The 14,324-nt window shown below is 61.1% G+C and carries 14 protein-coding genes; 9 read left to right on the forward strand and 5 right to left on the reverse strand.

The window, feature by feature from the left end; translation table 11 throughout:
• The first annotated feature begins 43 nt into the window (after window positions 1-43).
• Both AC1DM5_RS20090 and AC1DM5_RS20095 read left to right on the forward strand, forming a co-directional pair.
• Window positions 44-1,666, forward strand: a complete 1,623-nt coding sequence (locus AC1DM5_RS20090; RefSeq protein WP_477822093.1) for an MDR family MFS transporter — start codon at window positions 44-46, stop codon at window positions 1,664-1,666.
• A 47-nt stretch (window positions 1,667-1,713) separates the two neighbouring features.
• Window positions 1,714-2,895 (forward strand): adenylate/guanylate cyclase domain-containing protein, encoded by a 1,182-nt coding sequence (locus AC1DM5_RS20095; protein WP_477822143.1) that lies wholly within the window; start codon window positions 1,714-1,716, stop codon window positions 2,893-2,895.
• Window positions 2,896-2,906: 11 nt separating this feature from the next.
• On the opposite strand, the gene AC1DM5_RS20100 is transcribed toward AC1DM5_RS20095, so the two are convergent.
• Window positions 2,907-3,794, reverse strand: a complete 888-nt coding sequence (locus AC1DM5_RS20100; RefSeq protein ID WP_477822094.1) for a branched-chain amino acid aminotransferase — start codon at window positions 3,792-3,794, stop codon at window positions 2,907-2,909.
• 250 nt (window positions 3,795-4,044) lie between these two features.
• Between AC1DM5_RS20100 and AC1DM5_RS20105 the strand changes: the two genes are divergently transcribed.
• Together AC1DM5_RS20105 and AC1DM5_RS20110 are read left to right on the forward strand one after the other, a co-directional pair.
• A complete protein-coding gene (locus AC1DM5_RS20105; RefSeq protein WP_477822095.1) occupies window positions 4,045-5,085 on the forward strand; it encodes a zinc-dependent alcohol dehydrogenase family protein in 1,041 nt (346 codons plus the stop codon).
• A 108-nt stretch (window positions 5,086-5,193) separates the two neighbouring features.
• Complete coding sequence (locus AC1DM5_RS20110) at window positions 5,194-6,108, forward strand: adenylate/guanylate cyclase domain-containing protein (protein ID WP_477822096.1); 915 nt, start codon at window positions 5,194-5,196, stop codon at window positions 6,106-6,108.
• 3 nt (window positions 6,109-6,111) lie between these two features.
• Here AC1DM5_RS20110 and tetR read toward each other — a convergent pair whose 3' ends face one another.
• Window positions 6,112-6,723, reverse strand: coding sequence for a tetracycline resistance transcriptional repressor TetR (gene tetR / locus AC1DM5_RS20115; protein ID WP_477822097.1), 612 nt, complete (start codon window positions 6,721-6,723; stop codon window positions 6,112-6,114).
• Between the two features lie 77 nt (window positions 6,724-6,800).
• On the opposite strand from tetR, the gene tet reads away from it, so the two are divergent.
• Entirely contained in the window at window positions 6,801-7,979 is a 1,179-nt protein-coding gene (tet, locus tag AC1DM5_RS20120) for a Tet(A)/Tet(B)/Tet(C) family tetracycline efflux MFS transporter (RefSeq protein ID WP_477822098.1), read from the forward strand.
• A 55-nt stretch (window positions 7,980-8,034) separates the two neighbouring features.
• On the opposite strand, the gene AC1DM5_RS20125 is transcribed toward tet, so the two are convergent.
• Window positions 8,035-8,853 carry a sugar phosphate isomerase/epimerase family protein gene (locus tag AC1DM5_RS20125; RefSeq protein WP_477822099.1) on the reverse strand — a complete coding sequence of 273 codons (819 nt, stop codon included), beginning with the start codon at window positions 8,851-8,853 and terminating at the stop codon, window positions 8,035-8,037.
• 284 nt (window positions 8,854-9,137) lie between these two features.
• Between AC1DM5_RS20125 and AC1DM5_RS20130 the strand changes: the two genes are divergently transcribed.
• The 3 genes from AC1DM5_RS20130 (at window position 9,138) to AC1DM5_RS20140 (ending at window position 11,645) form a co-directional block, all read left to right on the forward strand.
• A complete protein-coding gene (locus AC1DM5_RS20130; RefSeq protein ID WP_477822100.1) occupies window positions 9,138-9,602 on the forward strand; it encodes a cupin domain-containing protein in 465 nt (154 codons plus the stop codon).
• Between the two features lie 331 nt (window positions 9,603-9,933).
• Window positions 9,934-10,704, forward strand: coding sequence for a trans-aconitate 2-methyltransferase (tam, locus tag AC1DM5_RS20135; RefSeq protein WP_477822101.1), 771 nt, complete (start codon window positions 9,934-9,936; stop codon window positions 10,702-10,704).
• Between the two features lie 218 nt (window positions 10,705-10,922).
• Window positions 10,923-11,645, forward strand: a complete 723-nt coding sequence (locus AC1DM5_RS20140) for a hypothetical protein (RefSeq protein ID WP_477822102.1) — start codon at window positions 10,923-10,925, stop codon at window positions 11,643-11,645.
• A gap of 59 nt (window positions 11,646-11,704) precedes the next feature.
• On the opposite strand, the gene AC1DM5_RS20145 is transcribed toward AC1DM5_RS20140, so the two are convergent.
• A complete protein-coding gene (locus AC1DM5_RS20145) occupies window positions 11,705-12,322 on the reverse strand; it encodes a LysE family transporter (protein ID WP_113323187.1) in 618 nt (205 codons plus the stop codon).
• A 149-nt stretch (window positions 12,323-12,471) separates the two neighbouring features.
• Between AC1DM5_RS20145 and zwf the strand changes: the two genes are divergently transcribed.
• Window positions 12,472-13,980, forward strand: a complete 1,509-nt coding sequence (gene zwf / locus AC1DM5_RS20150) for a glucose-6-phosphate dehydrogenase (protein ID WP_477975485.1) — start codon at window positions 12,472-12,474, stop codon at window positions 13,978-13,980.
• A gap of 32 nt (window positions 13,981-14,012) precedes the next feature.
• Here zwf and AC1DM5_RS20155 read toward each other — a convergent pair whose 3' ends face one another.
• Complete coding sequence (locus tag AC1DM5_RS20155) at window positions 14,013-14,300, reverse strand: hypothetical protein (RefSeq protein WP_477822104.1); 288 nt, start codon at window positions 14,298-14,300, stop codon at window positions 14,013-14,015.
• Window positions 14,301-14,324 lie beyond the last annotated feature (24 nt).

Consider the following 14,324-nt stretch of genomic DNA (forward strand, 5'->3'; position numbering starts at 1 on the left):
GCGTCATGAGACAGTTTTCCGCAGAGCCGGAAGGAGATAAGTCATGGCTACGCTTCAGATCGCCGCAAACAGCAATTCGGTCGCGCGCCCCGCCGCAGCGACCGTCCCCGCTGCCGAATCCGTCATGAGCCCGCTTCGCATGTGGACAGCCGTCGTCGGCTCCACGCTCGGCGCCTTCATGGCGATCCTCAACATCCAAATCGTCAATGCTTCGCTTGCCGACATTCAGGGCGCTATCGGCGCCGGTACCGACGATGGCGGCTGGATCTCGACCTCGTATCTCATTGCCGAGATCGTCGTCATTCCGCTCAGCGCATGGCTTGCCCGGGTCTTTTCCGTCCGCAACTATTTGCTGGTCAATGCCGTCCTGTTCCTGGTCTTTTCGGTAGCCTGCGCCTTTGCAGTCAACTTGCAGCAGATGATCATTCTGCGCGCCATCCAGGGTTTTTCCGGCGGCGTGCTGATCCCGATGGCCTTCACCATCATCATCACGCTGCTGCCCAAGCCCAAGCAGCCGATCGGCCTGGCGCTCTTTGCCCTTTCGGCCACCTTTGCCCCGGCAATCGGCCCGACTATCGGCGGTTACTTCACCGAAAACTGGGGCTGGGAATGTATCTTCTATATCAACCTCGTGCCCGGCGCGCTGATGGTTGGCATGCTCTGGGCTTCGCTCGACCGTGCGCCGATGAATCTCGGCCTGCTCGCCAAGGGCGACTGGCCTGGTATCATCACCATGGCGATCGGTCTGGCCGCACTTCAGACCGTGCTGGAAGAAGGCAATAAGGAAGACTGGTTCGGCTCGGATTTCATCGTCCGCCTCACGATTATCGCCGTCGTCTCGCTAACGCTCTTCCTCGTCATCGAGCTGAAAGTCGCCCATCCGCTGCTGAACCTGCGCCTGTTCGCGCGCCGGAACTTCGGCTTCGGCATCCTCGCGAATTTCCTTCTGGGTATCGCGCTCTATGGCTCCGTCTTCGTGCTGCCGATCTACCTGACCCGCATCCAGGGCTATAATTCCGAGCAGATCGGCCTGGTGCTTGCCTGGACCGGCATCCCGCAGCTGCTGCTGATCCCGCTGGTACCGCGGCTGATGAAGCGCTTCGACATCCGCCTGCTGATCATCGTCGGCTTTGTTCTCTTCGCCGCCTCGAACTTCATGAACGTGCATATGACGGGCGACTATGCGAGCGATCAGCTCTTCTGGCCGAATGTCGTGCGTGCCGTCGGTCAGGCCCTCGTCTTCACGCCGCTGTCGGCCATCGCCACCGCAGGCATCGAGCCGGAAAACGCCGGTTCGGCTTCTGCGCTCTTCAACATGATGCGCAATCTCGGCGGCGCCGTCGGCATTGCCTCGCTGCAGACCTTCCTGTCGAAGCGCGAGCAGTTCCACTCGAATATCCTGACCAATTCGGTCTCCGTCTTCGAGGAGGCCACGCGCGATCGCGTCGCAAAGCTCACGGGCTATTTCATGAGCCACGGCGTCAGCGATCAGGCCCTCGCCACGCACAAGGCGGTCGTCGCCATCGCACTGAAGCTGCGCAAGCAGGCCAATATCATGGCCTTCAGCGACACGTTCTTCCTGCTCGGCGTCGCCCTTGTCATCGCCCTGCTCGCCTCCCTGCTTCTGAAAAAACCCGGCCAGGTCTCCGGCGGCGGCGCTCACTGAGCGCACCGCCCCAGCGAAGGAGAACACTCGTGAATAACCTGCTCGACATCGACTACGCCGTTGAAACCAGGGCACCCGCCAAGAGCCTCAACACGACTGCGGTGCTCGGCCTCATCGAATGGCTGACCGGCGACGAATGTCATGCTCTCGACGAGGTGGGCCTCGTCTCCGGCCTCGGGCGCCGCCTTCGGGCGCTCGGTGTTCCAGTCGACCGGCTGACGCTGCATCTGATGACGCTGCACCCGGAATATATCGGCCGCACCATCGCCTGGGCGCCGGGCGAACCGGTGGAAATCCATGACCGCGAGCATGGCACACGGCTCGCCATTGCCAATACCCCGCTGCAGAAGGTTTTCGAAAGCCGTGAAATGCTCGTCGTCGGCCCTGGCCAGAGCCCGCATGGCCGCTGGCAGCATATCGACGTGTTCGCCGGGCGTGGCCTCGTGCAGCTGATGATCGCGCCGCTCTGCAATGCCGACGGTCCAGTCAGTGCCGCCGTCTTCGGCACCAAACGGCCGGGCGGCTTCACCGCTTCGGAGATGCAGGTGATCGAACGTATCGTGCCGGCTCTGCGCAATACCAGCGAACTCCGCATTCTGCGCCAGGTCGAACTCAGCCTGCTCGACACCTATATCGGGCCGCTGACGGCGAGCCGCATCCTTTCTGGCCGCATCCGCCAGGGCGAGATCGAATCCATGCAGGCAGCTCTCCTGCTATGCGACCTGCGCGGCTTTACTGAACTCTCCAACCGCTTGCCGGGCGAAACCGTGCTCGGGTTGCTGAACGCTTATTTCGACCGCGTCATTCCGGCGATCACGCGCGAAGGCGGCGAAGTGCTGAAATTCATGGGTGACGCGGTGCTCGCCTTCTTCCCCGGCTATGACGCGACCCGAGCCTGCAACGCAGCGCTTTCGGCTGCCCGGGCGATCATCGAGGCGCTGGACGGTTTCAACTACGACGGGATCGGCGCGAAGGCCGGTATCGCGCTGCATCACGGCGAGGTCAGCTACGGCAATATCGGATCAGGCCGGCGATTGGATTTCACGCTGATCGGCGGGGATGTGAATCTCGTCAGTCGTATTCAGGGCGTGTGCAGCGAGCTTGGGGAAGCCCTGCTGATGTCACAGGACTTTTTCAATGAGATCCGCCCTGAGGATGCCGTGTCAGTGGGAAGCCACAGATTAAAAGGCTTCGCAGATGGCGTAGAGCTTTATGCGGTGAGACGCTAGGTCGCTGCGCATTACTCCTCATTCCCCCCGCGCCCATAAGCCCAGTTCATGTAGAGCTCCAGCGCCTTGCGGGTAATCGGGCCTTCCTGGAAATTGCGGCCGTCGAGCCGGTTGACGCCGACGACCTTCGAATAGTTGCCGGACGTGAAAATCTCGTCGGCGCCCATGAAATCTTCGACAGAAAGTGTCGCCTCGCGCACGTCGAAGCCGGCCTTGCGCAGCAAGCCGATGACGCGCAGCCGCGTGATGCCGGCGAGGAAGGTACGGTTGGCAATCGGTGTGAAGACGACGCCGTCCTTGACCATGAAGACGTTCGAGGAAGCTGTTTCGACCACATTGCCGTTCATGTCACGCATCAGCGCATTGTCGAAGCCGCGGCTTCGCGCTTCGGCAATCGCCCGGCCGCTGTTCGGATAGAGCGCGCCTGCCTTGGCATCGGTCATCGCGGTTTCCGGCGTGGGGCGACGGTAGGGCGAGACGGTCAGCGAAGAGCCGCCATGGCCACCCATCGCGGCTTCGAACAGGCAGAGCGCGAAGCGTGTGGATTCGCCATCAACGGCCACGACACTGCCAGGCGAACCATGCTCGCCCCAATACATCGGCTTGATGTAGATCGGCGTCTTGCCGTCAAATTTCTTCACGCCTTCCCAGGCGAGCGCCTCGATCTCTTCAGCAGTCTTCACCGGCTTCAGGCCCATGGCGACAGCGGAACGGTTGATACGCTGGCAATGAAGGTCGAGATCGGGCGCGATGCCATCGAACCAGCGGGCGCCGTCAAAGACGGTGGAGCCCAGCCACATGGCATGCGAGGTCGGCCCGATCAGCGGCGGGTTGCCGGCAATCCACTCTCCGTCGACATAGGTCCAGGTGGTCGTGCGAGGTGACGTATCGACGGGCATTTGCGGCTCTCCTTATGAAGTCGGCAAAGCAAAATCCTCCCTGTCGAGGCCGGTCAAGCGCAAATTGACGGTTGAAACATCGAAGCAACAAAATGCCCGATAGTGCGCTAGGATTGAAATATTGATGCGTGTGTCATGGTTCTAAAACGATGGGTCCATAAAGGAAAATGATGGAAAGGCGACTGGATGAAAACCCTCGCCGCATGCCATCATGGATGAAGACACGCATATCCCGCCCAGGAGAAGACAGATGAAAGCCATGTATTACGAAGCTTTCGAACAGGCGCCTGATATACGCACCGTGCCGGACCCGACGCCGACGGAAGACGGTGTGGTCATCAAAGTCGGCGCAACCGGGCTTTGCCGCAGCGACTGGCACGGCTGGATGGGCCATGATCCGGATATCCACCTGCCGCATGTCCCAGGCCACGAGCTTGCCGGCAAGATCGTCGCGACCGGCAGAGGTGTCGTGCGCTTCAAGGTCGGCGACCGCGTGACGGTGCCCTTCGTTTCCGGCTGCGGCCATTGCAGTGAATGCCATTCGGGCAACCAGCAGGTCTGCCCCAACCAGTTCCAACCGGGCTTTACCCATTGGGGTTCCTTCGCCGAATATGTCGGCATCGACTATGCCGATACCAATCTGGTGCATCTGCCCGCGAGTGTGGATGACGCCACGGCAGCGAGCCTCGGCTGCCGCTTTGCCACCTCCTTCCGCGCGGTCGCCGATCAGGCACGCACCGGCCCCGGTGAATGGATCGCCGTGCATGGCTGCGGCGGTGTCGGGCTCTCGGCGATCATGATCGCGACTGCACTGGGGGCCAACGCCATCGCCGTCGATATATCCGAGGAGAAGCTTGCCTTTGCACGCGAATGCGGAGCGGTCGCGACGATCAACGCCTCCACGGTCGCCGATGTGGCCGAAGCGGTGCGCGAGATCACCAAGGGCGGCGCGCATGTTTCCATCGATGCGCTCGGCCACCCCGTCACCTGCTTCAACTCGATCAAGAATCTGCGTCGGCGCGGCCGGCATGTGCAGGTGGGGCTGATGCTCGGCGAGCATTCCACGCCACAGATCCCGATGGCGCAGGTGATCGGCCATGAGCTGGAAATCTACGGCAGCCACGGCATGCAGGCATGGCGCTATGACGCGATGCTTTCCATGCTCGCCGCCGGCAAGATCGCGCCGCAGAAGCTGATCGGCCGGCGCATCAGCCTTGCGGAGGCAGTGCCGGCGCTGATGACGCTCGACAAGGCCGAAGGCACGGGCATCAGCGTTATTACGCAATTCTAGCAACGTGGGATGGTAGCCCGCGCTGGGGCGGACTACCGGAAACAAGACTGCGATCCCACTTAATAGAATGACGAAGCCAGCTTCGGCCGGCGGCGATGGGGGGATTTCATGAGCGAGACACAACGCAAGCTGACGACGATCTTTGCAGCCGACGTGCAGGACTATACGCGCTTGATGGGCGCGGATGAGGAAGGCACGCTCGCCATGCTCAAGCATTATCGCGATGCCATGTCCCGCCTCATCACCTCGCATGGCGGACGCGTGGTCAATACCTGGGGTGACGGGCTGCTTGCCGATTTCCCGAGCGTGGTCGAAGCGGTGCGGGCGGCGATCGACGTGCAGAACGAGCTAGCAGGCAAGAATGCAGCGCGGCCCATGGATGGGCGCATGCTCTTCCGCATCGGCATCAATCTCGGCGACGTCATCGTCGAAGGCGAGGATATCTATGGCGACGGCGTCAATATCGCTGCCCGCCTGCAGGCCTCCGCGCCGGCCGGAGGGATCGTGATCTCGAACACGGTCTATGACCAGGTGCGAAACAAGGTGGCTGTCGGGTTCGACTTTCTGGGGGCATTGGAGATGAAGAACGTTGCCGATGCCGTGCCGAGCTATGCCGTGCGCATCGGCGATATCAGCGCGGAGCCGCGGAAGCCGGCAGCCGCTCCCGAACGGCCCGTCGAAATGCCGGCGCCAAGACCGACCCCGGCGCTGCGCCCGCGCGGCAGGCTGCGCAAGCTCGGCGGCATTCTTGCTGTTATCGGCGCCGTGCTCGTCTTCATCAACATTGCCACTTGGGAAGGCGAGTTCTGGGCCGTCTGGCCGATGCTTGCCTTCGCTTTCGTGGCGGCAATGGTATGGGTGCGGAGGCAGGACCGGTTCGATCAGCGCGTCGCCGCGTTTGCCGTCATCGGGGTCGGCATCGTCGCTATCAACATGCTGACATGGCACGGGACATTCTGGGCAATATGGCCGCTGCTGGGGCTTTCGGTCGCCGCCGGCATTCGCTGGGCGATGCGCGACTGAGACTTAGGCGTCCTGCGACAACCGAAGGGCGGCGCCGTCGATCATCATCGCCAGGCCGGCCTCGAAGAAGGCCTCGTGGCCGCAGTTGCGATAATGCGTGATCGCCCGGCGCGTCAGCGGGAAATCGGCGGCTGCAGCATCGAGCTTTTCCCGCTCCGGCGGCGGCTCGGCCTGCTCCTCTATGACACAGCCGACGGTGTAGCGGGCGATCGCGACGAGCAGTTCCATGGCGAATTCCGCTTCCATGCCTGCTCCGACAAGGACGGCGATATGGGCTTCGACATTGGGAAGATCCTGCGGACTGGTTTCCGTGCCGGCATGAACGCGGCCGCCATCGCGATAGCTCAAGAGCGTGCGACGGAAATCACGGGCGTTTTCGAGCATGAAGTCGCGCCAATTCTCGGGCACGACCGGCCAGTCGTGGGTGTGGCCGCGCGCCATGATCTCCTCGGCCATGGCTTCTATAAGCGCCCGCTTGCTCTTGAAATGCCAATAAAGCGCAGGCTGGCGCACATTCAGCCGATCGGCCAACAGCCGCGTGGAAAGCGCGTCGATGCCTACCTCGTTCAAGAGCTTCAGCGCTTCGTTGACGATCTGCGCCCGGTCCACCTTCATCCTGTTTCCATTCGCTGTTGCCATTCCAATTTATCAGCGATAAGGAACTTATCAGTGATAAATTTTCAGACGATCCCATGAAAAAAGCACTTACCGTCATCTATGCCACCGTGATCCTCGATGCCGCCGGGATTGGGCTCACCCTGCCGATCTTTCCGCGGCTGCTTCAGGATGTCGGCCATACCGATAATCTCGGCTGGCGATTCGGGGCCTTCCTGGCGCTTTATGCGCTGATGCAGTTCATCTTCTCGCCGGCGCTCGGTTCGTTGTCGGACCGCTTCGGCCGCAAGCCGGTGCTGATGCTGTCACTTGCCGGTGCGGCGTTCGACTATGTTTTCATGGCTCTTGCGCCGTCGCTCTGGCTGCTCTTCATCGGTCGGGCGATCGCTGGTATCACCGGCGCCAGCAATGCAGTGGCCGCCGCCTGCGTGACCGACATTACGGAAGATGCCGAGCGCACGCGCCGCTTCGGCCAGCTCAGCGCCTGTTTCGGCATCGGCTTCATTGCCGGGCCGGCGATCGGCGGCGTGCTCGGCGAATTTTCCGTGCGGCTGCCCTTTATCGCTGCTGCCGTGCTCAATGCGGCTAACCTGCTGATGGCGCTGCTCCTGCTGCCTGAGACGCGCAAGACCGGCACGGAGGCCGAAAAGCAGGAATTTTCACCACTCGCGCATTTCCGCTGGTTGATGGGCTATCGTCTGCTTTTGCCGCTTGCCGGCGCCTATTTCATCCTGGCGCTCGTCGGCGAAGTTGGCGGCACGATCTGGGTTCTCTATGGGCAGGACAAGTTTTCCTGGTCGCCGATGATGATCGGAATCTCGCTTGCCGCCTTCGGCTTTTTCCATGCCGTCGTGCAGGCTTTCATTGCCGGGCCGATCAGCGAGCGATGGGGTGAGCACCGGGCGCTGCTGATCGGCATCATTGCCGATAGCGCGGCCTATATCATCATCGCGCTTTTGACGGAGGGCTGGATGGCCTTCCTGCTCATGCCGCTCTTCTGCCTCGGCGGAATCGGTGCGCCCGCTCTGCAGTCTCTGGTGACGGGGCGCGTCGATAACGATCATCAGGGGCGTGCGCAGGGGCTGCTTGCGAGCATGACGAGCCTTGCCTCGATCATCGGGCCGCTGGCGATCAGCACCATCTACTTCGCCTCGCGCGATGTCTTTCCGGGACTTGTCTGGGTGCTGGGCGCGGCTTTCTATGTGCTCTGCCTGCCGGTTGCCTTCACGCGGCGGCCGAAGGGTGCAACGGCCTGAAAGTGAAGGGCGGCGAGATGATCATCCCGCCGCCTGTTCCGATTGCTTGACGCTGTTATTGGGCGAGGCCGAGCGAGGCCAGGTATTCGGCCGAAGCGATGATCTTCGACTTGTCCTTGATCTCGATGATCAGGCGCGGATTGCTTTCGACCTTGGCAAGCGCAGCAAAAACCGCACGCCAGTTGACGGTGCCTTCGCCGAGCGCCCAGTGGCGGTCGGCATAACCGTCGGCATCCTGCAGATGGACGTGGCCGAGGCGGTTGCCGGCCGCATGGACATAATAATCGACCGGCGGAGCGCCGGTATAGCCGTGGGCGTAATGCGCATGGCCGGTATCGATGGAGACGGAGACGGCCGGCGAGTTGAAGCTTTCAGCCAAGGCTACTCGGATATGCGGGTCCTTGTCTTCGATATTCTCGATGACGAGGGTGCAGCCGATTTCCTCGGCGCGCTTCACCGCTTCGCGCATCGTCTGATGGGAATATTCAACGATCTTTTCGCGTTCGCCCTCGTTATTGTCGAGGTTGTTGTAGCTCCAGGTCGTGTAAGGGCTATGGATGACCATGTGCGTGCCGCCGATCGCTGCGCAGACATCGAGGCCCTGTAGCATGCGGCGGGAGACGACGGCGCGGATATCCGGATCCTGCGAGGCGATGATGAAGCCCCAGAACGGGCCATGGATGCCGACGCGGCCCTTGTAACCGTCGAGCAGCTTCTTGACGTGATCGGCACGTGGCGTCCAGTCGCCGTTCAGCACCTCGGCGTTGACGAAGCTCTGCAGCTCGAGATCGCGGGGCTTTTCGAAGAGCCAGTCACGATGGGTTTCGAGTTCATCGATCGTCATGGCTGCGCCGACGACGGGAAGTGAAGACATGGGGTTGCTCCGCTGATGGTATGCCTGATTGGCGGGGAAGGATCGGCGCGTTCTATGCGCCTCTTCTGTGTCGCCGATATTACAGGCCGGTATCATGGAAACAGCGGCTGCCAACCTGTCGCACTTGCGAAGCGGAGAAGCCATACCGATATGATCGTCGTCGGTTTCAGGGCCTGGGAACGCGCAAAAGCCATCTCCGCTCGCCCTTCCCTGCTTTTGCGGCGGTTGCCAAAACGGCCGCAAAGGTCTATCGGACCGCCCCGCAAGAACAAGAAAGAGACATCATGTCCAACTCATTTGTGAAAACAGATGCCCGGACGGAGGCAAAAAGCTTCTTCGTGCTGGGCGACAAGGTCGAGCGACGGGCTCGCCTTACAGGCAACTGGCTCAACATCTTCGACGTGACCGTTGAGCCCGGCGGCAAGACGCCGCGCCACGCCCATGCAAGCCCGGAAGTCTTCCGGATCATCGAGGGTACGCTCACGATCTGGCGGCTCTCCGATACCGGGCCGGAAGAGATCGAGGCCAGCGCGGGCGATATCGTCACCATCGCGCCTTTCATGGTGCATGGCTATTCCAACAGTGGAACTGTCCCCGCAGTCTTTTCTGCCATCGTCGATCGTGACATGGCAGAATTCATTGAGACCGAGGGCGTCACCGAACAGCCGCAAGGCAGCCCGTCACCGGAAACGGTGGCGCGTATGCGGGCAGCGGCAAATGCCCATGGAATCACGATCCTGGCGGCGTAAGCGCCGTCAGTTTCTTCTGATGCCACACAACGGCTAGCGAAGAGATCGTCATTGCCCAGTGACTGAACGACGACGCCAACAAATGTTTCATCGTGTTCTTCTACATCGACGGCAATAAGTGGAAGCCCATCAGCAAGACTGCGATCGGCGACACTGAAGTCTGTTAAAAACCGATATAGGAAAACCTTTGTTGAACCCGCTGAATCATGTCGAGGACCGGATACTTTCAAGCGTTGGCGCTGCGATCCTGACTGCCTGAACCGGTCGGCCGGTATCGACAAAGTTCGCATCTGCCGCGTCGAGGACGTGGCCTGACTTCAGGAGAAAGACGATGGCATGGTCAGCCAGCCAATATGTGAAATTCGAGGATGAACGCACCCGCCCGGCGCGCGACCTGCTGGCGCAGGTGCCGCTGACTGAACTGCGCCACGCGGTCGATCTCGGCTGCGGGCCGGGCAATTCGACCGAGCTGATCATCGAGCGCTACGGTGCGCAAAATGTATCGGGTCTCGACAGCGACCTGAACATGCTGGAGGCGGCCCGCAAGCGCCTGCCGGGCACGGCTTTCGTGGAGGCTGACCTTTCGACCTGGCAGCCCTCAGAACCGGCAGACCTGCTGTTCGCCAATGCCGTGTTCCAGTGGCTGCCCAATCATCTCGACATTTTCGACAGGCTGATGGACGGGCTGGCGCCGGGCGGCGTGCTCGCCGTGCAGATGCCCGACAATCTCGGCGAGCCGAGCCATCTGATGATGGAGGAAACGGCGCATGCCGGCCCGTGGAAGACGACTTTCGAGAGGAAGAACGTGCGCCGCAATGTGCTTCCGCCACCCTCGACCTATTACAGCCGGCTGATCGCCAAATCCTCCCGCGTCGACATCTGGCACACGATCTACAATCACCCGATGGACAATGCGGCCGCGATCGTCGAATGGGTCAAGGGAACGGGCCTGCGCCCCTACCTCGACCATGCCGGCGAAGAACATCGCGAGGCGTTTCTGGCCGATTATCTCGAACGTATCGACCGGGTCTATCCGAAGGCCGCCGACGGCAAGGTGCTGCTCAAGTTCCCGCGCTTGTTCATGGTGGCGGTGAAGGCCTGACCGGAAATTCTGATTTCCATGACGCCGGCAGCAGTCCGCTTGATCGCTGCCGGCGAAACTTTGTCAGCCATCCGCAAGCCACACGCAAAGTTTGAAGTGTAGCGGTTCGCCCTGGGATTTCTCAATCCAGACGTGCTTTCGCGACGCCGCCAGCGTCGATCGCTATCCTTTAAACGCCTTTGCGCCAACAGTGCGAGGCCCGACAAAGAGATTTTCAGATGGTTTCTTCCGTTTCCACCATGAGGCTTATGACGGCGCAGATAGCGTTGCAGACGATCAAGGGAGGCTCCTCGGAGAGCAGCTCCGGCAGCACCACCGATCACGACTATTCCAGCCTTCCCTCGCAGACGCGCTCGGCGCTGTCGGTCATGCTCGACAGGATCAATGCCGGCAAGGCCGGATCGACGGATACCTCCGGCAACACCACCGCCAGCACCGATATCACCACTGCCTCCTTCATGGCGCTGCTGCGCCAGAACATGACGGCTGCGGCAGATGCCAAGGGCGCCGGCAGCCAGGAAGCCGCCATGCTTGCCGCCTTCAAGAAGGGCCAGCTGACGGTCACCGATCCGACCAAGGGCGTTTCGATCAAGGCCTGGGACGTGACCGATCCCAAGGAAGCCGATGTCGACCAGAAGAAGGGTACGGCGATCAAGACGGAAGACTGGAACGACTTCCTGCGCGACCATCTGCAGCGCGATTCCCACGGGCGCCTCGTCCGAAGCGAAAACGGCAGCTTCATCGAAAAGGGCACCGGCAACGAAGTCTATTTCGGCCAGGTTGGCTCGCAGAATTATTACATTACCTGGCCGGTGAAGACCGACACGAAGCCAGCGAATGGCACAGGTGACAAGCCCGCAACCGACAAGCCTGCGAGTGATGCCGGCGCATCGAAGCCGGCCACCGGTACAACACCGGACAAGTCCGCCTCCAAGGCGTAAGTTATCCATCATCTTAAAACGGCCATTGCGGAAAGACCTTCAGCAATGGCCATATCGTTTCAGGCGCCGACAAGCTCGATCAGCGACAGTATCGCAGTCGCGAGAATGACGAGGCCAAAGCAGATGTTGAGCGCCCGCTCCCTCGATGGCTCCAGCTTCACCTTGCCCAAAACAACGCCGAGCCACAGCCAGAAAATATCGACTACGATCATGATGAGGACGCAGAGCGCCCATTTGGCCTGCATGTCCAGCGCGCCATCCTGCGAAAGCCGGTAAGCGGCAAAGAGCGAGGCGAAGGCGATATAGGCCTTGGGATTTGTGAGGCCTAGAACGACACCGCCGGCGATGGTTGGCGAGGCTTGCCGCCGTGCGGCGGAGAGATCCGCACCGACTGGCGCCGATGCGATCTTCCAGGACAACCAGACGAGATAGACGGTGGCAGCGACCGTCATCACCATCATCGCCAGCGGGATTGCTTCGATCAGCGACAGCAGGCCGGCTGCCGCTGCGGCGGCTGCAATTGCCAGGCCGATCTGCAGCCCGACATAAAAACGCAGGCCGGTCGCCATACCATGGAGGCGGCCGATTGCCAGGAGCGCAGCGATGGCGGGGCCGGGCGAACCGAGAAGGGCGAGAGCCGCCATGAGGAAGAAGCCAGCGCTGACAAGATCGATCATGGGCCACCATAAGACATAATGATATCTTTATGTCTTTATATATTTTCGACACCATGTCAAACGCTTGTTATCATTGAACTGCAAGGTGCTTGCGGCAGAACCGGAGCGCTTTATATTCGGCCGGGAGAATTAAGCTGGAGATGACACGCATGGACGCTCACCCCACCCCGCCCGTCACTCTCGTCATCTTCGGCGCCACCGGCGACCTGACACGGCGATTGCTGGTTCCGGCCATCATCAATCTCACCCGCAGCCGCCTCGTCGGCCAAGACTTGAACATTCTCGGCGTCGGCATCGAACCGGGCGACGATGAATTCCTGCGCCAGCGGCTGGATGCTTTCCTCACCCATCTCGATGGCGAGGAAGCAACTGGCAAGGACGAGGTCTGGGGGAGCTTGCGGTCGCGCATCTCCTATCTGCAGGGCGATTTCACCAAGGACGATATCTTCCTCGAAATCGGCAAGCGCCTTGGCACGACCTGCAATGCAGCCTTCTATCTCGCCGTGCCGCCAAGCTTCTTCGGGCCGATCGTCGAGAAACTTGCGGATCTCGGACTGATGGACGAAAGCGGCGGTTGCTTCCGTCGTGTTGCGATCGAGAAGCCCTTCGGCACCGATCTCGCCTCCGCCCGCGCTTTGAATGCACGCATCCTCGCCCGCGTGGAGGAAAGCCAAGTCTACCGGCTCGACCATTTCCTCGGCAAGGAAACAGTGCAGAACCTGATGACGGCGCGTTTCGCCAACATGATGATCGAGTCGCTGTGGAACAATCGCTATATCGACCACGTACAGATCACCGCCTCGGAGATCGTCGATGTCGGCACGCGCGGGAAGTTCTACGATGCGACCGGCGCGTTGCGCGACATGATCCCCAACCATCTCTTCCAGCTTCTGGCAATGATCGCCATGGAGCCGCCGAACAGTTTCGACGCCGAGGCGATCCGCAACGAGAAGAGCAAGGTGCTGAAGGCTCTGCGCATCTACACGCCAGAGGAAGCGAAGGCGAATGGCGTACGCGGGGCTTATACCGCCGGTCCGCTCAACGGCACCGACTTACCCGCTTATCGCGATACGAAGGATATTTCGCCCGCCAGCAAGACAGAGACCTATGTGGCGCTGAAGCTCTATGCCGATACCTGGCGCTGGGCCGGCGTTCCCTTCTATCTGCGCACCGGCAAGGCGATGACGGCACGCGACACGGAAATCGTCATCACCTTCCAGCCCGTTCCTTTCGCGCAGTTTCGCGAAACGGAGGTCAACCGCCGTCTGCCGCCGAACAGGCTCGTCATCCAGGTGCAGCCCGATGAGGGCATGAGCATGGAGATTTCCATCAAGTCGCCGGGACAATCCGTCGACACCGTGCCGGTTTCGCTGGATTTCCGCTATGCCGACAAATTCGATATCGGCAAGACGACCGGTTATGAATCGCTGCTCTACGACCTCTTCATCGGCGATCAGACGCTGTTCCAGCGCGCCGATGGCATCGAAGCGGGTTGGGCGGCCGTGCAGCCATTCCTAGACGAATGGGCAAAGGATCAGAGCATTCCGGACCCTTACGCACCCGGCAGCATGGGACCGGCCTGCGCCGATGAGCTTATCCAGCGAGACGGGCGTGAGTGGCATGAGCTTGGCGTGATCCTGCACAAGAACGGCAAATAGCCGTTCCTGCACTGGAATTTTTACTCATCCCGTCAGCGGCAGGCGGCTGCCAGCGTGCGATCACGCTCGGCCGTGCGATAGGCGCGCGTACCATGCCGCGGGCAAGCCGTCCGATCGGACGGAATGACGACAGTGATATTGTCGCTCTCGACGGGATCGAGCGGAATCGAAAAAGCATTACTTGATTCCGCGTCCGGCACGGTGCCGGGCGGCATGCCGCCAAAGCGGCCGGAATAGTCCATATCACCGAGGGCCTGAGAGAAGGCCGGAGCGGCGAAACCGAGGAGAATGATCGAGGCTGCTGCAATGACCTTACGCATGACCATATTCCTTCCTATCTGGCG

This window comes from Rhizobium sp. 01T437 (assembly GCF_056398505.1).